Source organism: Crassaminicella thermophila (genome assembly GCF_008152325.1).
Classification (GTDB): Bacteria; Bacillota; Clostridia; order Peptostreptococcales; family Thermotaleaceae; genus Crassaminicella_A; species Crassaminicella_A thermophila.
This window is the reverse complement of record NZ_CP042243.1, coordinates 740,981-764,696: the sequence shown is the minus strand read 5'-3', so window position 1 is coordinate 764,696 and position 23,716 is coordinate 740,981. Positions and strand designations below refer to the sequence as shown.

Annotated in this window: 18 protein-coding genes and 1 pseudogene; all 19 read right to left on the bottom strand. The window is 31.5% G+C overall.

All coding sequences use genetic code 11. The annotated features are described in order from the left end of the window. Positions 1 to 4: 4 nt before the first annotated feature. A complete protein-coding gene (locus tag FQB35_RS03475) occupies positions 5 to 1,330 on the bottom strand; it encodes an ABC transporter substrate-binding protein (RefSeq protein ID WP_148808663.1) in 1,326 nt (441 codons plus the stop codon). Between the two features lie 22 nt (positions 1,331 to 1,352). Further along, a complete protein-coding gene (locus FQB35_RS03470; RefSeq protein WP_148808662.1) occupies positions 1,353 to 2,453 on the bottom strand; it encodes an ABC transporter ATP-binding protein in 1,101 nt (366 codons plus the stop codon). Positions 2,454 to 2,463: 10 nt separating this feature from the next. Beyond that, positions 2,464 to 3,480 (bottom strand): LacI family DNA-binding transcriptional regulator, encoded by a 1,017-nt coding sequence (locus tag FQB35_RS03465; protein ID WP_148808661.1) that lies wholly within the window; start codon positions 3,478 to 3,480, stop codon positions 2,464 to 2,466. Positions 3,481 to 3,790: 310 nt separating this feature from the next. Then, the gene (locus FQB35_RS03460) at positions 3,791 to 4,696 is read right to left on the bottom strand and encodes a transposase (RefSeq protein WP_148808660.1); all 906 of its coding nucleotides are present in this window, start codon (positions 4,694 to 4,696) and stop codon (positions 3,791 to 3,793) included. Positions 4,697 to 5,032: 336 nt separating this feature from the next. After that, positions 5,033 to 5,992, bottom strand: coding sequence for a 6-phosphofructokinase (gene pfkA / locus FQB35_RS03455; protein ID WP_148808659.1), 960 nt, complete (start codon positions 5,990 to 5,992; stop codon positions 5,033 to 5,035). Positions 5,993 to 6,013: 21 nt separating this feature from the next. After that, positions 6,014 to 6,874 carry a class II fructose-1,6-bisphosphate aldolase gene (locus FQB35_RS03450; RefSeq protein ID WP_207707373.1) on the bottom strand — a complete coding sequence of 287 codons (861 nt, stop codon included), beginning with the start codon at positions 6,872 to 6,874 and terminating at the stop codon, positions 6,014 to 6,016. A gap of 11 nt (positions 6,875 to 6,885) precedes the next feature. Continuing rightward, entirely contained in the window at positions 6,886 to 8,214 is a 1,329-nt protein-coding gene (locus tag FQB35_RS03445; protein WP_148808657.1) for a glucose-6-phosphate isomerase, read from the bottom strand. An 11-nt stretch (positions 8,215 to 8,225) separates the two neighbouring features. Next, entirely contained in the window at positions 8,226 to 9,932 is a 1,707-nt protein-coding gene (ptsP, locus tag FQB35_RS03440) for a phosphoenolpyruvate--protein phosphotransferase (RefSeq protein ID WP_148808656.1), read from the bottom strand. A 16-nt stretch (positions 9,933 to 9,948) separates the two neighbouring features. Then, positions 9,949 to 10,209 carry an HPr family phosphocarrier protein gene (locus FQB35_RS03435; RefSeq protein ID WP_148808655.1) on the bottom strand — a complete coding sequence of 87 codons (261 nt, stop codon included), beginning with the start codon at positions 10,207 to 10,209 and terminating at the stop codon, positions 9,949 to 9,951. Between the two features lie 330 nt (positions 10,210 to 10,539). After that, positions 10,540 to 12,556 (bottom strand): annotated as a pseudogene (gene ptsG, locus FQB35_RS03430) (glucose-specific PTS transporter subunit IIBC). 200 nt (positions 12,557 to 12,756) lie between these two features. Next, positions 12,757 to 14,676 carry a PTS transporter subunit IIABC gene (locus FQB35_RS03425; RefSeq protein WP_148808654.1) on the bottom strand — a complete coding sequence of 640 codons (1,920 nt, stop codon included), beginning with the start codon at positions 14,674 to 14,676 and terminating at the stop codon, positions 12,757 to 12,759. A 192-nt stretch (positions 14,677 to 14,868) separates the two neighbouring features. Beyond that, entirely contained in the window at positions 14,869 to 15,708 is an 840-nt protein-coding gene (locus FQB35_RS03420) for a BglG family transcription antiterminator (RefSeq protein WP_148808653.1), read from the bottom strand. Between the two features lie 99 nt (positions 15,709 to 15,807). Further along, positions 15,808 to 17,520, bottom strand: coding sequence for a single-stranded-DNA-specific exonuclease RecJ (gene recJ, locus FQB35_RS03415; RefSeq protein ID WP_148808652.1), 1,713 nt, complete (start codon positions 17,518 to 17,520; stop codon positions 15,808 to 15,810). A 99-nt stretch (positions 17,521 to 17,619) separates the two neighbouring features. Further along, positions 17,620 to 18,270 (bottom strand): 3-oxoacid CoA-transferase subunit B, encoded by a 651-nt coding sequence (locus FQB35_RS03410; RefSeq protein WP_148808651.1) that lies wholly within the window; start codon positions 18,268 to 18,270, stop codon positions 17,620 to 17,622. A gap of 3 nt (positions 18,271 to 18,273) precedes the next feature. Further along, entirely contained in the window at positions 18,274 to 18,924 is a 651-nt protein-coding gene (gene atoD / locus FQB35_RS03405; RefSeq protein ID WP_231701849.1) for an acetate CoA-transferase subunit alpha, read from the bottom strand. Positions 18,925 to 18,951: 27 nt separating this feature from the next. Further along, on the bottom strand, positions 18,952 to 20,295 hold the full coding sequence (locus tag FQB35_RS03400) for a TIGR00366 family protein (protein WP_148808649.1): 1,344 nt from the start codon (positions 20,293 to 20,295) through the stop codon (positions 18,952 to 18,954). Between the two features lie 184 nt (positions 20,296 to 20,479). Continuing rightward, positions 20,480 to 21,601, bottom strand: coding sequence for an NAD/NADP-dependent octopine/nopaline dehydrogenase family protein (locus FQB35_RS03395; RefSeq protein WP_168198223.1), 1,122 nt, complete (start codon positions 21,599 to 21,601; stop codon positions 20,480 to 20,482). 244 nt (positions 21,602 to 21,845) lie between these two features. Continuing rightward, the gene (locus FQB35_RS03390; RefSeq protein WP_148808648.1) at positions 21,846 to 22,556 is read right to left on the bottom strand and encodes a FadR/GntR family transcriptional regulator; all 711 of its coding nucleotides are present in this window, start codon (positions 22,554 to 22,556) and stop codon (positions 21,846 to 21,848) included. Between the two features lie 120 nt (positions 22,557 to 22,676). Continuing rightward, the gene (gene dctP / locus FQB35_RS03385; RefSeq protein ID WP_148808647.1) at positions 22,677 to 23,705 is read right to left on the bottom strand and encodes a TRAP transporter substrate-binding protein DctP; all 1,029 of its coding nucleotides are present in this window, start codon (positions 23,703 to 23,705) and stop codon (positions 22,677 to 22,679) included. Positions 23,706 to 23,716 lie beyond the last annotated feature (11 nt).

Below are 23,716 nucleotides of genomic sequence, written 5' to 3'. Positions count from 1 at the left end.
TAAGCTATCTCATTTTCTCCCACTTAGCTTTTGCATCAGAAATAACTTCCTCCCAAGTATATTCTCCTGCTAAATATTTTTGAATGTCATTTCCTAAAACTTCCATTCCCCATCCTGTTGGATATCCCATAAATACCCAAGGAGTTGTCTTACCTGCTTCAGCATATCTCTTAACTGCTTTTCCTAATGCATCTTTAGGTTCAAAATTTTCAAATCCTTTTAATGGTGGTATAAAGTAGAATTTATTTACAATATAATCTTTACCTTCATCAGATGTATATAGCCAGTTTAAGAAGTCCTTAGCAGCAGCCTTTACTTCATCCTTACTATCCTTATTCACTACCCAATGCATTGGAACACCTACAGGAATACAATCTTCTTTTCCTCCTTTAACTGGCATTGGAAGAATATCTAAATTTTTTGCAACATTCTCGTCTACCCCTTTTATTTTTCCGTATACCCAGTTTCCTTGTTGAATCATTGCAACACGCTCAATTGCTAGGCCTTCTTCTGCTTGTCTCGTATAATCAACAGCATTTAGTTTTTGTTTTTCATCTTTATTAGAGGAATAATTTGCTTGTAAATCGATCAATTTTTTCAATGCATCCCCATATTTAAAAGCAACCTTATCTGCATGAAAGGCTTCAATAGAACTATTAAATTCTTGTCCTAAAATAGCATTGGAAGTATGAAGACCTGTTACCCAAGTTTCTTTCGCAGGATATTCAAATACAGCTTCTAATAGAGGATATTTTTCCTTTAATTCTCCATTCTTAATTTTTGCATCTAAAGTTTTAACTGCTTCTTCTAGGCTTTTATAATCAACTATTTTTAAAGGATCAATTCCTGCTGCTTCAAAAATTCCTTTGTTATATACAAATCCATATCCTTCAATATTAAAAGGCAGTGCAAATACTTTTTCATCTACAGTAACACCTGATAATATTCCAGGAAGTGCTAAATCAACCCATGGTTGATCAGATAAATCTTCTAATTTGTTCATCCAATCCTGTACATCTTGTGGTCCACCTACATTAAAAATATCTGGCTCACTTCCTGATTGAAACTTCGCTTTTAATGCTGCACCATAATCATCTCCGCCTCCAACTGTTTGAACATTTATCTTTACATTTGGATGCTCTTTTTCATATGCAAGTACTGCTTCCTCTAATTCTTTTGCAATCTCAACCTTAAACTGGAAAACGTTAACCTCTACCTTATCTTTCTCTTCACTCACTTCTTTTTGTTCCTTTGATGCACATCCAGCAAATAACATACTTGTCATAAGTACAGTCATGACAAAAGCAATCAATCTTTTAGACTTAAACATATTTATTCTCCCCCTTAAATTTTTAAAGACTTATATTTTTTTCACTTTCATAATCAAATATATGGCATTTATCCATATTAATACTAAAAATGTGTTCTTCTCCTGCTTTTAAATCCTTAGCATCCATAGAGTCTATTCTAGATGTAATTTGAAAATCTCCCATTTTAAAATATACAAATGTTTCATTACCCATCTGCTCTAATACTTCTATCTTTCCTTTTACTCCCTCCTTAGATGTACAATTTTTAATTCCTACATCCTCTGGTCTAATCCCAAACCACACTTTTTTACCGACATAATTATTTAATTTTTCACATTTGTTTAATGGTAAATTTAATTCCATCCCCCCTATTTTTACAGCTATATTATTATTTTTTTTAATCAATTCCCCTTCTATAAGATTCATAGCTGGAGAACCTATAAAGCCTGCTACAAACTTATTTGCTGGATAGTGATATAGATTAAGTGGCGTATCAACCTGCATTATTCTTCCTAAATTCATTACACAAATCCTATCTCCCATAGTCATTGCTTCAACTTGATCATGAGTAACGTATATCATAGTTGTTTTTAATCTTTTATGAAGCTGTGATAATTGCACCCTCATGTGAACTCTTAGCTTTGCATCTAAATTAGATAATGGTTCATCAAATAAGAATACTTCAGGATCTCTTACAATAGCTCTTCCTACAGCAACCCTTTGTCTTTGCCCTCCTGATAACTGCTTAGGCTTTCTGTCTAATAAATTTTCTATATCTAATATTTTTGCTGCTTCTCTTACCTTCTTTTCAATAATATCTTTAGGTGTTTTTTTCATTTTTAAGGAAAAAGCCATATTATCATAAACAGACATATGAGGATATAATGCATAATTTTGAAAAACCATGGCTATTCCTCTATCCTTTGGTGGAATATTATTTACGACTTTTTCTCCTATAGAAATAGTACCTCCACTTATTTCCTCTAATCCTGCAATCATTCTTAGTGTAGTTGATTTAGCACATCCTGATGGACCTACAAATACCATAAATTCTCCATCTTTTATTTCTAAATCAATTCCATGAACGGCCTTAAAGCCATTTGGATAAACTTTTTCAACGCCTTCTAAAACTACTTTTGACATTGCTCTCCTCCTAAAATAATTTTTTACAAGATTCTCTAATTAATAGTTCTGTTTCAAAAATGACATGTTGATGCTTATTTTTGTTTTTTATAAGATCAAATAAAATCTCTATACTTTTTTGCCCCATCTCCTCAACTGGCTGCTTTACAGTAGTGAGAGATGGATGAAAATATTCTGAATACTCAATTCCATCAAATCCAATAACTGAAATATCATCAGGAATATTTAAGCCTCTACTTAAAACTGCTTTTGAAGCTCCTATAGCCATAATATCTGAAGTAACAAAAACTGCTGTTAATCCTAAATCCTTATCTAATAGCTTATTCATTGCATTAAATGCAGATTCGAAGGTATAGTGTCCAAATTCTAAAAAATCATCATTAAATATTATTCCATTTTTATCTAATGCATTCTTATATCCTTCAAATCTAAGTTTCCCAACATTTTTATCTCCCTCTCCAGTGGTAATAATTCCAATTTTTTTATGCCCTAACTGACATAAAAAATCTACTGCCTCAAAAGCCGCTTCTTCATTTTTAATTATTACACTAGAAAAAACATCCTTATTTACTTTCTCAGTTATGTTTATAGATGTAAGTACAATAGGCGTTTTAAGCTGCATGAATTGTTCTTCTATATTGTCAAAATCCCCACCAAGGCAAATAAGACCTTTTAATTTTTTCTCTTTTATAAGTTCAATAGCAGCTTCAATATCATCAGAATTATTATCATTGTAGTGAAGAATCATAGAATATCCTTCTTCATCTATTTTTTCTTCAATAGATTTAATCATCTTTGAAAAAAATGGATTATAAATTCCTTTTACCAAAATACCAATATTTTTAGAGCTACTCCTTTTTAAATTTCTTGCACTATTATTTGGAATATAATTATATTCTTCTATTATATTTAATACTTTTTTACGAGTTTCATCCTTAACATCTGGGTGGTTATTCAGTACACGTGATACAGTGCTTACTCCAACTCCTGCAATTTTTGCAATATCCTTTATACTCAATTGTTTCATAATCAGACCCCTTTGGTAACGTTTTCGGAATCGTTACTGGTAACGTTTCCAATTATGTTTTTATTATAACATATCATTTAAAATTTTCAAACACTTTTATAAATTTTTTGAACCAGAACCATGGGAACTGAACCATGGGACGGTTAATTCATTTGTGGTGGACCATGGACCATGGGACGGTTAATTCATTGATGTTCTGTTCAGTTTAATCAACAAAAAAACAAATCCCCGTCATTATCTTTGCTAAAAATAACGGGGATTTGTTTTAATTCTAAATTTTTACATCACAAAAAAGCCTAACGACCTTATTTTAGGCACTCTTTATAAAATCATCTATTATGCTACTATATTTTTCAGTATTTAATATTATATCAATTCCTATAGAAGATAGCTTTGATACCCTTGATTGGGTTAAATTACCTATTACACTACAAATTTGTTTTTGGGTATAATTGCAAAAACATCTCATAAGAAATACGCACAAGGCCCTTATCTCTATGCAGCTTTTATCATACTTAATACGCACTTTCCTCTTATCACACTGAATATAATCTGCTACAAAGTTTATGACTTTTTCAGGGGTATAGTCCCTTGCTAATATTTTTCTTTCACTTCTATATTCACAGTTTTTCTTTTCAAATTCTACGTCTAATTCTTCATTTATAGTATCTGATTTATATACTAAGGACAAATAACTTTTAATATTTTTTCTATTCCCTAAATTTAAAATGTCCTCTAAAAAAGATTTATCTAATATTTCAAATTCATTAGTGCCCTTTACATATTCCTTCAGACTTGAAAATCTATAATTTATCAAATTATTTCTATATCCTGGTATGTCCTTTGGGTTATTATGAATATATGCTGATAACACAATTAAATATTTATCATCATTTACTATTCTGCTTTTAAAACGATCTTGAAAAACATGCCCATGCCTTTTATATTTTCTATTATAATATTGGGCATATGAAAAATTGATAGAATGCATGATTCTTGAAATATCTCCACCATTAACATCAATAATAAGATGTCCATGATTATCCATAAGGCAATATGCATAAACCTTAAATTGAAACTTTAATATGTACTTTTTTATTAAAGAAAAATATTTTAATTTATCTTCATCATCATTGAATAAATTTATTTCACTGATACTTCTTATCATTATATGAAAAATACTGTCTTCTGTTTTGACTCTTGCACATCTTGGCATAAAAACTACTCCTTTTTATTTTTTCCACTGTCCACTTCAAGGGGAGCATATCAATCTAGGAGTAGTTTTTGTATTTTTTTCGATTTTATTCAGCAATTCAAATAATCATTAACTGTCCCAATGTCCCGATGCGATGTTCGATGTCCGATGTCGCGCGCATAAGAAAGCACAGCCTTTTAGCTGTGCTTTTTACTTATATTGAAAGAATTTTTGTCAATTCATAAGTTTCCTTATCAAATTCTTTTTTCATGGATAGTGCTTCTGTGTCCCGATGCGATGTTCGATGTCCGATGTCGCGCGCATAAGAAAGCACAGCCTTTTAGCTGTGCTTTTTACTTATATTGAAAGAATTTTTGTCAATTCATAAGTTTCCTTATCAAATTCTTTTTTCATGGATAGTGCTTCTGTAATATCCATATCAATCAATTTATTATCTTTTATTCCTACTACTTTACCAGATTCACCATTCATTAATAATTCTACGGCTTTTGCACCTAGTTTACTTGCTAAAATTCTATCAAAAGCAGAAGGATTTCCTCCTCTTTGGATATGTCCAAGTACTGTAACTTTTGTTTCAATTCCTGTTTTTTCTTCTATTTCTTTTCCTAATTCGAATGCATTTCCTACGCCTTCAGCAAGCATTATTATACTGTGAAGCTTTCCTCTTGACTTTCCTTGAATTAGTTTTCTGCATACTTCATCAACTTCAAATTTTTCTTCTGGTACAATTACACTCTCAGCTCCACCAGCAAGTCCTGCAAATAGAGCAATATCACCACAATGTCTTCCCATAACTTCTACAATATTTGCTCTTCCATGGGATGTTGATGTATCTCTTATATTACTTATTGCATCAAGAACTGTATTAACTGCTGTATCAAAACCAATCGTATAGTCTGTGTATGCTAAATCATTGTCAATGGTTCCTGGGATTCCAATAGTTTTAATACCAAGTTCACTAAGCTTCTTTGCCCCTGTAAAAGAACCATCTCCACCAATTACAACAAGTCCTTCTATACCAAATACATTTAAAACATTTACAGCTTTTTTTCTTCCTTCTTCTGTTTTAAATTCTTCACATCTTGCCGTCTTAAGAAAAGTTCCTCCTCTATGAATAATATCTGCAACAGAGGATAAATTCATTTCTTTAATATTTCCATTTATAAGTCCATTGTATCCCTGCTCTATTCCCATTACTCTTATTTTATTATAGATTCCTGCTCTCACCACTGCTCTTATGGCAGCATTCATACCTGGAGCGTCTCCTCCACTCGTTAGTACACCTATGGTTTTCAATGAACCTCTCCTCCTAAAAAATTATTTCCAAGCTTTACCTGCTGCTCCAAACATTTTCATCTTCTCTGCAATAACTTCTTTCATAGCAATTCTTGCTGGTCCTACGATTTTTCTTGGATCATATACATCTGGATTGTCTGCTACGAAAGCTTTCACTGCCTTATGAAATGCCATTCTTATATCTGTATCAATATTAATCTTATTAATTCCTAAGCTTACTGCTTTTTTAATACTTTCTTCTGGAACACCTGATGATCCATGTAAAACTAAAGGCATATTTAATCTTTCTTTTATTACTTTTATTCTATCAAAGTCTAGCTTTGGCTCTCCTTTATAAGGTCCATGAGCTGTTCCTACAGCAATAGCTAAGTAATCTACACCTGTCTCTTTTACAAAACGCTCTGCTTCATCTGGATCTGTATAAGTTGCATCTTTTTCATCTACTGAAATATCATCTTCTACTCCACCGATTTTTCCAAGCTCTGCTTCAACAGATACTCCTACTGCATGAGCCATTTCTACGATTTGCTTTGTTTTTCTAATATTTTCTTCTAATTCATAATGTGATCCGTCAATCATTACAGAAGTAAATCCATTTCTTAGACATGCCATTATCTGTTTAAAATCTGTACCATGATCTAAATGAATTGCAACTGGAACGCTTGCTTTCTCTGCTGCAACCTTTGCCATAGCTGCAATATATTCAACCCCTGCATATTTAAGCCCACCTTGGCTTGCTTGAATTATTACAGGAGACTTAGTTTCTTCTGCTGCTTCAATTATTGCTTGAACTTGTTCCATATTGTTTACATTAAATGCTCCTACAGCATATCCATTTTCATGTGCATGGTTTAGTATTTGTCTACCTGATACTAACATAATGATCCCACCTTTTATATTCTTTTAATTAATTTTTCTCTTAATTCTTCGTATCCTGGTTTTCCAAGAAGGGCAAACATATTCTTTTTATAGCTTTCAACGCCTGGTTGGTCAAATGGATTTACACCTAGCAAATATCCACTTATACCACATGCTTTTTCAAAGAAATAAATAAGCTTTCCAAAATAGTATTCATTCATTTTTGGAACATTTAGAATAAGGTTTGGAACTGATCCATCTACATGGGCAAGCAATGTTCCTTCAAATGCCTTCTTGTTAACAAAGTCCATTGTTTTTCCCTTTAAGTAATTTAATCCGTCTAAATTATCTTCATCCTCTTTTATAGTTATATCAAGCTTTGGACTCTCTATATTAAGTACTGTTTCAAATAAGTCTCTTCTTCCATCTTGTAAGTACTGGCCCATAGAATGTAGGTCCGTAGAAAAATCTACAGCTGCAGGGAAAATTCCTTTTCCATCTTTCCCTTCACTTTCTCCATACAATTGCTTCCACCATTCAGCAATATAATGAAGACTTGGTTCATAATTTACCATAACCTCTATAGTTTTTCCTCTGCGATAAAGAATATTTCTAACAGCTGCATATTGATAACACATGTTTTTTTCTAAATCTTCTTCCATGTATTCAACTCTTGCATCTTTTGCACCATTCATCATTTGTTCTATATCTAACCCTGCTACTGCAATAGGAAGCATACCAACAGGAGTAAATATTGAAAATCTTCCTCCTACATCATCAGGAATGACAAATGTTTCATATCCTTCTTTTTCTGCTAATGTTCTTAAAGCACCTTTTTTACTATCAGTTGTAGCATAAATTCTTTTCTTTGCCTCTTCTTTTCCATATTTTTCTTCCATATAAGCTTTTAATACTCTAAAAGCAATTGCTGGCTCTGTAGTCGTTCCTGATTTTGAAATAACATTTATGCTTACATCTTTTCCTTCAATAACTTCTAATAAATGTTTTAGGTATGTTCCGCTAATATTGTTTCCAGCAAAATAAATTTTAGGTCCATCAGCTATCTCATTATAGAAAGAATGGCTAAGGGCTTCTATAGCTGCCCTAGCCCCTAAGTAGGATCCACCAATTCCAACAATGATAAATACATCTGAATCATTTCTTATTTTTTGAGCAGCTTTTTTTATTCTTTCAAATTCATCTTTGTCATAGCAAATAGGATAATCTACCCAACCTAAAAAATCGTTTCCTGCTCCTGTTTTATTATGAAGCATTTCATGTGCTTTTAGTATTGGGCTTTTTAAATATTGTATTTCATGCTGCTTTATAGCTCCTTTAGAATAATCAAATTTGATATTTTCCATAAAGATCACCCTTATTTTATAATATTTTTTATATATTTTTCTATTTCTTCCGCCGTGCTCATATTTAATACTTCATTGGCAATTTTTTTAGTATCCTCAAGTTTTAAGGAGCGAATAATTCTTCTTGCTGGCAATATGGATGATGCACTCATACTAAATTCATCTAGTCCCATTCCAAGTAGTATTGGAATCATTCTTTTGTCTCCTGCAGCTTCTCCACACATACCTACCCAAATATTTTCTTTGTGTCCATTGTCAATAACCATTTTAATAAGTCTTAAAACAGCAGGATTAAATGGATTATAAAGATTATGAATTTTTTCATTCATTCTATCTACTGCAGTAGTATATTGGATTAAGTCATTTGTTCCAATACTAAAGAAATCAACATGCTTTGCTAAAACATCACTAATTATAGCTGCTGATGGAACTTCAATCATCATACCTACTTCTATATTATCTGCATATTTTATTCCTTCTTTATCCAGATCACTCTTTACTCCATCTAATACTTTCTTTGCTTCTAAAAGTTCTTCTAGGCTTGAAATCATTGGAAACATTATTTTTAAATTTCCATATACACTTGCTCTTAATAATGCTCTTAATTGAGTTTTAAATATTTCTTTTTGATCTAAGCAAAGTCTTATAGCTCTGTATCCTAAGAATGGATTCATTTCTTCATCAATTTTTAAATAAGGAAGCTTCTTATCTCCACCTATATCTAGGGTTCTGATTACTACAGGCTTTGGATTTAGACTTTCAAGTACCTCTTTGTATGAGTTAAATTGTTCTTCTTCCGTAGGCATACTATCTCTATCCATGTAGATAAACTCTGTTCTGTATAAACCTACTCCCTCTGCATCATTTTTCTTAAGTCCTGCAATATCTTTTGGTGTTCCAATATTACCAACAAGCTCTACTTCTCTACCATCTATAGTAATACTATCTTTTCCTATAATTTCCTCTAATTCTTTTTTATTTTTTTCATATTGCTCTTTTAATCCTTCATATTTCTTTATTTCTTCTTCTGTAGGATTTACAATTACTTCTCCTGTTTCACCGTTAAGTACAATAAAATCTCCTGTATTTACTTTCTCTGTAATGTCTTTTAGCCCAACAACCGCTGGAATTTCAAGACTTCTAGCCATAATAGCAGTGTGTGATGTACGTCCACCAATATTTGTTAAAAATCCTAATACCTTTTCCTTATCCATTGTTGCCGTATCTGAAGGAGTTAAATCATCTGCAATTAAGATTACTTCTTCATCTAACATTGATAAATCAATAACTTTTTGTCCTACTATGTTTCTAAGAACACGATCAGATACATCTTTTATATCTGCTGCTCTTTCTCTCATATATTCATTATCCATACTTTCAAATATTGTAATGAATTGGTCTGCAACTTCTTTAAATGCAAATTCAGCATTTACTTTTTCTTCTTCAATTTTATTAATACTATTTTGCATTAATTCTGGATCATCTAAAATCATTAAATGTGCTTCAAAAATAGCCGCTTTATCTGCTCCTAATTCCTTTGAAGCCTTTTCTTTTACTTTTGTTAACTGCTCTTTAGAAGCTTCTAATGCCTCTAATAATTTATTTTTCTCTTTTTGTACATCTTCAATTTCTTTCTTTTCTATATTTAATGGCTCGTTTTCAATCATTAATGCCTTTCCCAGTGCAATTCCTTCAGAAGCACCTGTTCCCATGAACATATTGAAACCTCCCTTATTATTCACCAAATTTTGAATTTACTAAATCAGCTAAAGCTTCAACAGCTTCTTTTTCATCTGCACCATTTGCAACAATTTTTATTTCATCGCCTTTTTTAAGTCCAAGACTTAATAGATTCATAATAGATTTTGCATTTAAACTTTTTCCATTTACTTCAATGTTTATATCTGATGAAAATTGAGATGCCATCTTTACAAAAGCTCCTGCTGGTCTCGCATGTAATCCTGCTTCATTTAAAATTGTTACTACTTTTTCCATTTTAAATTCCTCCTTAAAATTATCTATCTTTTTTAGTTTTCCTTGTTTTAATAATGCTATTCTTTAACAATTTTTTAAATTCTAATAAAAAAGCATTAGCTAATGATTCGGTAAAAAATACAAAGGGATGTATTCTATATACTACCAAAACCATTCGCTAATGCCTGATCGAATCAGTAACACGCTAAAAGTTTTTTACACTAATAAAAATTTTACTTTAGTCTTAAAAATATGTCAATAGAAATATCAATAAAATTTAAGCCTCATCCCTATAATATGAAATAGGTCAGACACCTCCTAATTAATCCTTAGGAAGTGTCTATTTTAAAATTATTTAATAGTTACAATATTTTTCTGTCCACATTTTACCTGTGATCCAACTTTAACAGATACAGTTTCTCCTTCTGAAAGGTTTGTAAAGATAACTGGTGTAACTATTGAAGGTACTTTATCTTTTACTTTATTTAAATCTACACGAAGAATTGGTTGACCTGCCTTTACTTCTTCTCCTTGCTTAACAAGTGCTTCAAATCCTTCTCCTTTTAAGTTTACTGTATCAATACCAAAGTGAATTAAAATTTCTCTACCATTATCTGCTACAATTCCTACTGCGTGCTTTGTTGGGAATAGTGTTGCAACCTTTCCATTTACAGGAGATACTACCTCACCATTTTTAGGCTCGATTGCAAATCCATCACCCATCATTTTTTGTGAAAATACTTGATCTGGTACATCTTTTAATTCTAATATTTTCCCATTTAATGGAGAAACAAATTCATCTTTTCCTGTTACTGTACTACTTTTTTTTTCTACTTCAATTGATTTTGATGGAGTATTTCCATTCATAACATCTTTAATTTGTGATTTTAATTGATCAGATTTAGGACCAAATATTGCTTGAATATTGTTTCCAACTTCTAATACTCCTGAAGCTCCTAAAGATTTAATACGTGCTTTATCAACTTTTTTAATATCATTTACACTTACACGAAGACGTGTAATACATGCATCTAAGTTTTTAATATTTTCTTTTCCACCTAGTGCTTCTAATACATTTACAGCTAAATCTCCTGCTTCAACATCTACATTAACTGTTGTTTCATCATCATCTTCACGACCAGGTGTTTTAATATCCCATTTTTCTGATTGCAAATCTGAAACCGAAGTAGTAAACAACAAAGAATACTAATCCTACAGGGATTACTAACCACCAAGCAGTTCTGTTTGGTAATACCCCGAATAATAGATAGTCAATGATACCACCAGAGAAAGTCATACCAATTTTTACATTTAGTATATGCATAGTCATAAATGATAACCCTGCAAACAATGCATGCACTGCAAATAATGCTGGTGCTACGAAAAGGAATGTAAACTCAATTGGTTCTGTAATACCTGTTAAGAATGATGTTAACGCTGCTGAAGCCATGATTCCTGCAACCATTTTTTTCTTTTCAGGTCTTGCTTCATGATACATTGCTAATGCTGCTCCTGGTAAACCAAACATCATGAATGGGAATTTACCTGTCATAAATGTACCTGCTGAGAAACGTACTCCGTCTTTTAATTGTGCAAAGAATATTGCTTGATCTCCTCTAACAAGATTTCCTGCTTTGTCAATGTATTCTCCAAATTCAAACCAGAATGGTGAATAGAAAATATGATGAAGTCCAAATGGAATTAATGATCTTTCAATAACACCGAAAACAAATGAAGATGCTGTTTTGTTTGTATCAACCATTAAGTGTGATAATGCATCTAATCCACCTTGAATTGGTGGCCATGCAAAAATCATTACTACACCTAAAACGATTGATGAAACTGCTGTAATAATTGGTACAAATCGTTTTCCTGCAAAGAAACCTAAATATGGTGGCAATTCAATATTGTAATATTTTTTATAAAGATTTGATGCCATGATACCTACTATGATACCACCAAATACCCCTGTTTGTAATGTTGGAATTCCTAAAACATTTGTAAATGCACGTGTGTTTTCAACGATTTCTGGCTTAATAGCTTGAACAAGTACACCCATTGTTACATTCATAATTAAAAATCCAATAGCTGCTGCAATTCCTGCTACACCTTCTCCTCCAGCTAATCCTACTGCTACACCAATAGCAAATAGTAATGGAAGGTTACCAAATACAATCCCACCAGCTTGCTGCATAAGGTTAGCTAATAATTGAAATCCACTTCCTCCTAATGCTGGAATTTTTTCTAATAAAAATGGATTTTGAAGGGTTGCACCCAATGCTAGAATAATACCTGCTGCTGGCAATAATGCAACTGGAAGCATTAATGCTTTACCAACTTGCTGTAAAACGCCAAATGCTTTTTTCATATACATCTCTCCTTTTTTATTATTTTTCCATGATTCTACGCAAAAAGGCATGAGCAAAAGAAAGATAGAATAGATTAATAAATCTACTTATCTTATTCTTTTACTCATGCCTGATCGAATCAGTAACACGTAAAATCATGTTTATTTATTAATTTGTAATCTTATCGTATCATAAAACGTTTTCACCGTCAACACCTTTTCTACTTTTTTCGACATTTTATTTTTAGTAATCCTTCTGATGCTTTTATTTTGCCTTTTTCTAATACTTCTACTTCCTTATAGTTTTCACTATTTGTAATAACAATAGGTGTGATAATTGATTTTGCTTCTTTCTTTATTTTATCTATGTCAAACTGAATTAATTTTTCTCCTGCTTTTACAATATCTCCTTGTTCTACAAAAGCTTTAAATCCTCTTCCGTCCATTTTTACTGTATCTATTCCTATATGAATTAATATTTCTACTCCATCTTCTGTAAGTATTCCTATTGCATGATTTGTTGAAAATAATTGTTCTATCCTTCCATCTACTGGAGCATACAAAATACCTTCTGAAGGATTTATTGCAATACCATCTCCTAATATTTTTTCTGCAAATATTTCGTCAGGTACATCTTCAAGTTTTACAATATCCCCAGATAAAGGAGATTTTATAAGGATTTCATCTTTTTCTTCATTATTTTTTATATAATTACTATAAGAAGCAGTACCTTTTTTTATAATACTTTTTATTTCTTCCTTTAAAAAATCCGCCTCTGGCCCAAATATAAATTGAAAGTTTATTCCTCCATCATGAAATACTCCAGATGAACCAAGTCTTTTCATTTCCTCTAAATCGACCTTGCTTTTATCATTTACTGTTACTCTCAATCTTGTAATACAAGAATCTAAGTCTATAATATTTTCTTTATCTCCTAAAGCTTTTAGTATCTTAAAAGCTTTATCATTAGAAATTATTTTTGTAATTCTCTCATCTCCTTCTCTGCCAGGTGTTTTTATATTTAATCTTCCTATAACCCAATAAAACACACAAAAATATAATACAGCTATAAATGGTCCTATCACAGTAAATAAATATATGCTATTTGCTTGATTGTAAAATCCTAAGAAATAATCAATCATTGATGCTGAAAAAGTATACCCTAAATGCACATCAAAATAAGCTGTAAGTATCCCTGATAAAAATGCAGCAAATACATGAAATATATATAATATAGGCCCTACAAATATAAAAGAAAATTCTATAGGTTCAGTAATTCCTGTGATAATTGAAGTTAAAGCAGCAGAAAACATAACACTTCCAACCGCTTTTCTTTTCTTTTTATCTGCTCTAAGATATATTGCAAATGCAGCAGCAGGAAGTCCAAATAACATAATTGGAAACTCAGAAGCCATAAATCTTCCTGCCGTTGGATCTGAAGCAAAATATCTGGCACTTTCCCCATGTAACACTTTTCCAGCTTTTGTGATAAATGTACCGAATTCAAATAAAAAAGGCTGATAATAAACGTGATGCAAACCTACTGGAATCAAAAGCCTCTTTCCTGCTGCATAAAATGCTGGTCCAAATGGTGAATCCATAACATGCTTTCCAAATTGGTTCATAATATTTTGAATAGGAGGCCATATAAATCCAAATATAATTCCAACAAAAATAGCTACTAAAGCTGTAATTATTGGAACCATTCTCTTTCCTGAAAAAAAACCGAATATAGGATGAAGCTTAATCTTAAAATATTTATGATAAACAATGGCTACTAAAAGCCCCATTATTATTCCTCCAAAAACTCCTGTATCAATCTTTAATGGGACTCCTCGAAGCTCTCCTATAGTATATATAACATTATTCATAGTAAAATAACCTACTGCTGCTGCTAAACCAGCTACTCCAACTCCTCCTGTAAATCCAATAGCAACACCTATTGCAAATATCATAGGAAGATGTTCAAAGATAGCAAGTCCACCACTATAAATAGTTTTTCCTAAAAATACATCAATTCCTTGTAGCATTCTTCCTAAAGCTACTAAGAGTCCAGCTGCTGGAAGTACTGAAACTGGCATCATTAGTGATTTTCCTATCTTTTGAAGGATTGAAAAAAAGTCTTTTCCTTTTTTCTTCATTTTCCCCTCCTATTGTTTATTTCATTTCTATTTTATCCATCCTTCCTCCTTTCAATGTGTTATTATAGATAACTAACTAAAAAAAGAAATATATAAAACATTCATTCCAGATAACTTTTAAAAAAACTAAACTTCATTCTATAAAAAAAGGCACAAACTATTATTATAGCTTATGCCTAATCAGTAACACACTTATGATCTATTTTGACTCCTTATTCTATGCAAATGCAGTGCAATATATCCTACTTCACTCTCAGGCACCCGTACCTTTAAAGTTTTTTCCATTATTTTAGATATATCATAAGCTGCTCTAAATTCATATCTAAGCTCGTCCTTTACCTTCTCTAAAAGAATATTTTCAATAGTCTTATGATTTGTAACCCTATCAATCACACCTCTTAAGTGCATAATAAACCTTCTGTAATTAAAAGAATTTCTATCCATTTGAATATTAAATCTTTTTTCTACATAACTTACAATAGTGTTCATCATCTTTGAATTTTCTAAAGCCTCATTCTTTGTTTTATCTCCTCGACCACCATAAATATGCAAAGCCAAAAATCCAATTTCTGCTTCAGGAATATCAATTTTAAGATTTTCCTTTAGAATCTGTACAGCCTTTTCAGCTAGGCTATATTCAACAGGATATAAAATTTTTGTCTCTATCAAGAAAGGATTTACAATTTCTATCCCTTCTTTTAATCTTTTTATGGCAAAATTAATATGGTCTATTAATCCAACATGAACATTTGGGTTTAACCCTTTTCCTAGTTCACTCTTTACCATTTCCATTATTTCTTCTACAAGCTCAATAATTTTAGGATCTACTTTTGTAAGGAAGTTTTCATATTCATTTTCACTTAGGCCCTTTAATGATATAAACTTTTCTTCAATGCTTTTCGGATTTTCTATTACAAAACCCTTCTTCTTTCCAAACCCAATTCCCTTACCAACAAGTACATAACTTTGATTTTCATTTTCTACAAGTACCACATTATTGCTTAATATTTTTTTTATCGTATACTTTTCCACGACCAGCCTCCATGAGAACGTTATCCTACTTATATGAAAATTCTATTTTTTATTTTAACCTATTGTATTTCATTTTAATCTGAATGTCAATGACAATGATTAAATTCCTTTTTCTTTAAGATCATAAATCATAAACTGAACATTTTTATACCCATTCCACTCATTTAACTTAGGAAACCCTACAACATCTACATTTTGGGGGTAACCAATATCTTTATAATTTTTTGCCATACCAAATCCAATTGCAGTAATTTCTGTTAAATCATCATAAAATTTTGATACTCCTCTTAATTTTAAATGCTCTCCATTTTTACCCATAAATACAGAGTCTTTTTCATTTTTTACTTTTATCTGCCGTAAAATAAATTGAGGCTTTTCATTTCCCATACCATAAGGTTCAATTTTTTTTAAAGCCTCTATAAGCTCTTCTGTTATTTGAGAGGGCTTTAATTCACAATCAATCCTTAATTTTTTTATAAATGCATCCTTCGATTTTTGTTTAATCATAAGGGCTTGCTCATTTAATCTTTTTCTTAATAAATCTAGTTTACTTTTTTCAATAGAAAAGCCACAAGCATTTTTATGGCCTCCAAATTTTATAAATAAATCTTCACATTTTTTCATTTCCTCATAAATATCTATATCATCAATACTTCTACCACTGCCCTTTAATATTCCTTCTTCTTGAGACTGTGTAACTATAAGGGTAGGCTTATAATATAAATCCCTAATTCTTCCTGCTACAATACCAATAACCCCTTCATGTGTACCTTCAGAATCTACTACCAAAAAAAGATCCTCTAAATAATATTTTTCTACTTTTTCTTTACAAATTTCAAGCCCTTTTTCCTGAATAGCTTTTCTTTCTTTGTTACACTTAACTAAATGCTTAACTAAGCTTTCTACTATTTTAGCATCATTGCTTAAAAGAAGCTTTACACTTGCTTTTGCATCATCAATTCTACCACTAGCATTAAAATGAGGACCTATAACAAATCCAATATGCCCTGCTGTAATCTCCTTATCTCTTAATCCTACAGCTTCAATCAATGCTTTTAGTCCTAATCTTTTGGAGTTGTTTATTTTTTTTAAACCATATTTTAATAGCGTTCTGTTTTCATCAATTAAAGGAACTACATCTGCTACAGTAGCTAATGCTACTAAATCTAGCACATCACTTAAATATTTTTTTGGTGCATCTAATCTTTTTTGGATTGCCTGTGCTAATTTAAATGCAATACCACACCCACATAAAAGCTTAAAAGGATAATGACAATCCTCTTGTTTTGGATTGAGTATAAGACAATTTGGAACTTCATCAGAAAGATTATGATGATCTGTTACAATTATTTCCATGCCTAATTCCTTTGCAAGATTTACCTCTTTTACGGAAGTAGAACCACAATCTACTGTAATAATAAGTTCTCCACCCTTTTTCTTTATATCTTCAATAGCATCACAATTAAGACCGTATCCTTCTTCTTCTCTTAGTGGGATATAATAATTTAAATTATTTGTAAATTTACTTAAAAAATCCATCAATAAAGATATACTAGATATTCCATCAACATCATAATCTCCATAAATCCATATACTCTTTTTTTCATTTATGTATTTTATAATCTTTTCTACAACTTCTCTCATGTTTTTAAGCAAATAAGGATCATAGGTTTTTTTAGGCTTTGATGATAGAAATTCTTCTATTTCTTCATCACTCGTTATTCCCTTATTCCTTAATATTTTTTTTATAATAGAATCAGTATCATCTATATCCTTATCCTCATTAATAATTTCCCAATTAGTTTCAAACATAAATGCCCTCCTATTTTTTTAACATCTATTATTTATTTTAGCACTTTTATCGCACTCAAAGACATATTTTTATCAAAAAAAGGAGCCTAAAAGGCTCCTTTAAACTTCCATTTTCTTTAAATTATTAGCAATCATCAATTCTGCTTCTGTAGCTTTCTTTACATCTTCTATTGTATATTCTGGATTTAGTTCCGTAAGAAGTAACCCTTTTTCGGTAACCTCTATTACACCCATTTCCGTAACGATCATATTTACTTGACCCTTAGCAGTAAGCGGAAGGGTACATTCTTTTAAAATTTTTGCTTTTCCTTTTGCTGTATGAGTCATAGCAATGATTACTTTTTTTGCTCCAACAACTAAATCCATAGCACCACCCATACCTGGTACCATTTTTCCTGGAACCATCCAGTTCGCAAGATTTCCTTTTTCATCTACTTGAAGAGCTCCAAGAACAGTAACATCTACATGTCCTCCTCTTATTATTCCAAATGAAGTAGCACTATCAAAGAAAGCTGCTCCATCTACTGTTGTTACAGGCTGTCCCCCTGCATTTACAAGATCTTTATCTTCTTTTCCTTCTTCTGGTGCTGGTCCTAATCCAACAAATCCATTCTCAGATTGAAAAGTAATATCTAAATCCTTTGGAATATAGTTTGCTACCATTGTCGGTAATCCAATTCCTAAGTTTACTACGTCCCCATCCTTTAGCTCTTTTGAAACCCTTCTTGCTATCAATTCCTTTACATTCATATCCTACACCTCCACAATATAATCTACAAAAAGTCCAGGTGTCATAACATTATTTGGATCTATTTCTCCAACTTCAACAATTTTTTCTGCTCCTACAATAACCAAATCAGCAGCAGTAGCAATTAATGGATTAAAGTTTCTCGTTGCTTTGTTAAAGTATAAGTTTCCTTGTTTATCTGCAATAGATGCACCTACTAAAGCGACATCTGCTTTTAATGGCTTTTCTAATAAGTAAATTTTTCCATCTACTTCAATTTTTTGCTTTCCTTCTTCAACTATTGTTCCAACCCCTGTTGGTGTTAAGATTCCACCTAGTCCATTACCACCTGCTCGAATTCTTTCTGCTAATGTTCCTTGAGGAACTAATTCTGCTTCTAATTCACCGCTATTCATTTGTTTTCCTACCTCAGGATTTAATCCTACATGAGAAGCAATTATTTTTTTTACTTGCTTATTGGTAATTAGTTTTCCAATTCCTTTATCCGGCCAACCTGCATCATTTCCAATAATAGTTAAACTACCTACACCTTTTTTAACTAATGCATCCATCAATTTTTCTGGTGTCCCACAAGCCATAAATCCACCAATCATAATGCTCATACCTTCTTTTATGTAGCTTATAGCTTCTTCAATTGATATTACCTTATTTTTCACAACCCACACCCCCATATATAAAATTTTTTATAAAAACATTAAACCTAATGCGATAATAACCCCAGAATAAATTAAATCAATAATACAAAATCCCATAATATCTCTTGCACCAAGTCCTGCTATCCCTAGTGCTGGTAATGCCCAGAATGGTTGGATCATATTAGTCCAAGCATCTCCCCATGCAATAGCCATTCCTGTTTTTGCAGCAGAAACACCTAAAGCTTTCCCAGCTGGCATCATAATAGGAGCTTGAACCGCCCACTGTCCTCCTCCTGATGGAACAAAAAAGTTAACAATTCCTGCACTTAAGAATGTAAATAAAGGGAATGTTGTAGCAGTAGAAATGTTTACAAACCATTCAGAAATTACTCCTGCAAAAGAAACACCTACTTCATTTGCACCTGTCATCATCCCCATGATTCCTGCATAAAACGGAAATTGTAGAATAATTCCTGCTGTTCCTTTTGCTGCAGCATTTATAGCATTAAGGAATCTTTTAGGATTTCCATGAAGAATAATACCTGTAAATAAGAACATAAAGTTAACAATATTTAGGTTCAGTTTAAATCCGTTATTTTTAAAGTAGTAAACAACGAATACAAGTCCCATTGCACCAATAAGCATAGAAAGTATTGGACTATTTTCCATTTTATCAGCAGGAGTTAATTCTTCCACCTTTGTAGCTGCCTCTTCTTCTAATAATTTAGGATCAATAGTTACTGCTTCACCTGCTTTTGGATGCATTGCTTTATTTAAAAATGGCATTGTAAATAATATTATTCCAAATATAACTAAGTTAAATGTTGAAAATATTGTAGCATTGGTAGATATTGCATCTACAACAGCTCCATTTGTTGCTTTTACTAAGTCATCTCCTGCAGTAGCTAATTTAAGAGGAATAGATCCTGAAATTCCTGAATGCCATACTAAAAATCCTGAATAAGCAGAAGCAATCAAAAGTCTATAGTCTACACCTTTTACTTCTTTTGCTAATTGTCTAGCATAAAGAGCACCTACTACCAATCCAAATCCCCAGTTAATCCAGCATGCAATAGTTGAGATAAAAGTAACTGCAAGTATTGCCTGAGTTGGTGTTTTAGCAATTTTCGCTAGATTATTAAGTCCTTTTTTAATAATTGGGGCATTTGCCAATGTATGACCAGTAACCAATACAAGAGCCATTTGCATAGAGAATGCTAATAATTTCCAAAAACCATTACTCCAATGGTTAATCATTGCCATTGGCCCTTGTCCAGTAGTAACAATTCCCAAAATAAAAACTAATAAAGTTAAGATAACTGCAAATAAAAATGGGTCTGGTAAATACTTTTGAACAAGGCTAACACATGCTTTTGTAATACGTTTAAACATTTCCAACCCCTCCTAAAAATAATTTTAATGTATTCAATATACATTACCCTCTACCCATTCCTATATTATCATATCTACTGGAAATTTCAACCTTAATTGTAAAATATACTGAAGCCATTTGCACAAAATAAGGAATTTTCAGACTTTTAATCCGAAAATTCCTTATCTTTAAGCTTTTATTCTATTATATTGCAGACGCCTCTGCTACTTTTTCTAGTTTACTTGCATATTGGATTATTTCATCCTTTGACATTTCTGCAATCCCTAATCTTTCTAAATTATAGCCCTCTTTTATATAATCCTTATCATGTAACTTAGATGCTATGTTTATACACATACTAAGAAGTTCTGTTTTTACCCCTGCTTTTTCTCCTAACTGTTTTGCTGGAACTAATAAATAAGGAAGGTCTTCTGTTATGTATCTACCGAAAACACTCTGTCCATATATATCCTTGTATGGACTTTCATCACTATTAAAATATTCATATAGGGTTTCACAATCATTCTCACCATAGTACATTTTTTCTTGATCTAGGGTTGTCATAAGATTTAAATTGTATTTTTTCCCTATTTCCATTCTTTCTTCATCCATTTCATGCATTTTTTTTGATACTAAAGGACTCACTCCATCAATATAGTGTCTAAATCTCTCTGAATTTTTTTCAATCCCTGCAACATTTAATAATACAGGTAATGGATGAAGAATTGCATTAAAGTTATCTAAACTAACCTCTAATACATTGTCAGCGGGTATATATATATCTGCAATTTCATTCATAATTTCTAATATCTCTGCATTTTTCTCTACCGGACAAGTTGCTAATTTTAATTTACGCTTTTGCTTATAAACTGTTACAGTATTGTATTCAGTAGCTCTACACGCATAAGCTAATGAAGCAACTTCTGTAATGGATATATCCTTGCTTACACCATATTCAGCCATCATTTTCTTCAACATAAAAGTTCCATAATTACCAGGCATAATCACAATCTTTTGGCCATCATTTAAATAAGGAATTAACAATTTAAACATAGCTTCATGTGCAAAAGCTGGAACAACAACAATAATAACATCTCTATCTGAAACAGCCTCTTCTATATTCGTTGTAACACAATTTAATTTTCCTTCACAACAAATATCCCCTTTTACATATAACACTTTTTCCTCTTGAAGTTTTAAAAAAACTTCCGTTGGTTCTAATGCTTCAAAAATATTAACAGAATGTCCTTTTGACGCAATTTGAGCAGCTAAAGCTTTTGCTCCATTTCCACACCCTAATATCGCATACTTTATTTGATCTTTCATTTGATTCTCCCCCTATCATTATATTATTGTAATACTGTTCAGTTGTCCTACAATAATACTATCACTCATATGATATTTTTTCAATAGGGTTTTTGAAATTTTCAGTATTTTTTAAATTGTTTTTTTGCAAAAAAAAATAGAAAGCTACTTTATTAAAGTCTTTCTACACAACATTTAAATATATATTTTCTAGAACAGTATATAACCCCATAAAAAAACAGGGCCATTTTTATGCCCTTTATACTTATTCAACTTCTTTCATACTTTCCTCTAAAACGCATAATGAACTTTCAATATGTTCCCACATTGTATTTTGAGCTGAAATTGCATCTTTATTTTTAATATATGCTAATATTTCTTTATGTTCACTCAACTCATATTCAAGAATATGTTCGTTTAAATGTTTTAGATATAATTCTCCTCTTGTAGCAATTAGATTTTCTGTTATACTGTCTAATAAATTATTTAATATTTTATTGTTTGCCATTTTAAATAAATATCTGTGAAATTCAAATCCCATATCAAATGTATAATTCTTATTTTTTAAAGCATTATCGTGTTTGATTATAATTTCTTCAAGTGCTTTTATATCTTCTTCTGTGGCATGTTTTGTCGCAAGATATGCTAGTCCCGGTTCTATAATAAGTCTAGCTTCCATTAGCTCTAAAATAGAGCTTTTTGATTCAATTAAAGATGCTAGATGCATATTATTAATATTAATCATTGCCTGCTCAGATACAAAAGTCCCTATGCCAGTTTTAGATTCTAATATGCCAACTAGTTCTAATGCTTTTATTGATTCTCTTATTGAATTTCTGCTTACCTCAAAGCTTTTTGACAATTCAACCTCTCCTGGTATTTTATCCCCTGGCTTCCAGTTTCCTTCATAAATCATCTTAATGATTTGACTGGAAATTTCCTCATACAAATTTCTCTTCTTAGCCGGTTTTATCATAAGTGCCCCTCCTAATATTCTCTTTGTTTAAATATACTATAATTAATTATATTTTAAAAGGGGTATTGTTATTTTATTGTTAAAAAAACCCACGATAAAAAATCGTGGGTAAATTCATTCTTATTCTTTTGTAACACTGTCAAAGAATTCTGCACCATACTCATCTTTAATTTTAGGCCATACTTCTTCTTTTACTTTATTAGCAATCGCATCAATTTCTTCTTTGCTAAATTCTATTATGGTAACCCCATGTTCCTTCAATTTTTCAATAAATTCTTTTTCCTCTGCTTCTGCTTGTGCATATCTGTTTTCTTCCATTTTTAGAGCAGCATCCATAACAATTTTCTTTTCTTCGTCTGAAAGGTCATTCCAAACATCCATGCTTAAATATAAAAACCACATTTCAAAATGATCATTAACTGGTAAATAGTATTTTGTTAAATCTCTAAAACTTGAATAATATCCTTCCGCTCCTGAACCAATAATTCCATCAACAATACCTGTTTGCATTGCTGTAAAAGCTTCTGAATAAGCTATTGGGGTCGCAATATATCCTAATGCTTCTGCCGTTTTTTCATATGCTTTCATACTAGGAACTCTTATTTTAACATCTTTTGATACATTAACATTCTTAGGATCTTTTGGTTCTTTTGCTAGTGCAATACCACCAAAATATTTAGGGTAAGCCGCTAAAAGCTTAATATTTTGATCAGCAAACATTTTATCTATATTTGTCATTAACTTTCCATCACGGGCAAATACTCTTTTAACATCATCCCATGTTTTACAAATATAAGGAGCACTTGCAATACCCATTGCCTTATTTATACTTGTTCCAGCTGGTGCTAATTGCATCTCAACATCTCCTACACCAACACGCTCTTGAACAACTGTATAATCTCCAAGCTGACTTGCTGCATATACATCTATCTTAATTTTACCACCTGAGTTTTTATTCACTTCTTCAGCAAAAGCTTTTACATCCAAATCTGTTGAAGTTCCTTCTGGTCTAACGTGTCCTATTTTCCAGGTTCTTTCTTTAACTCCACTTTCATTGCTCGCTGTTTTTGATGATCCACAAGCAGTCATTCCAATAGTTAATGAAAAAATCAAAATACATATAATACTCAATTTTGCAAATTTCTTCATTTTTTTAATTC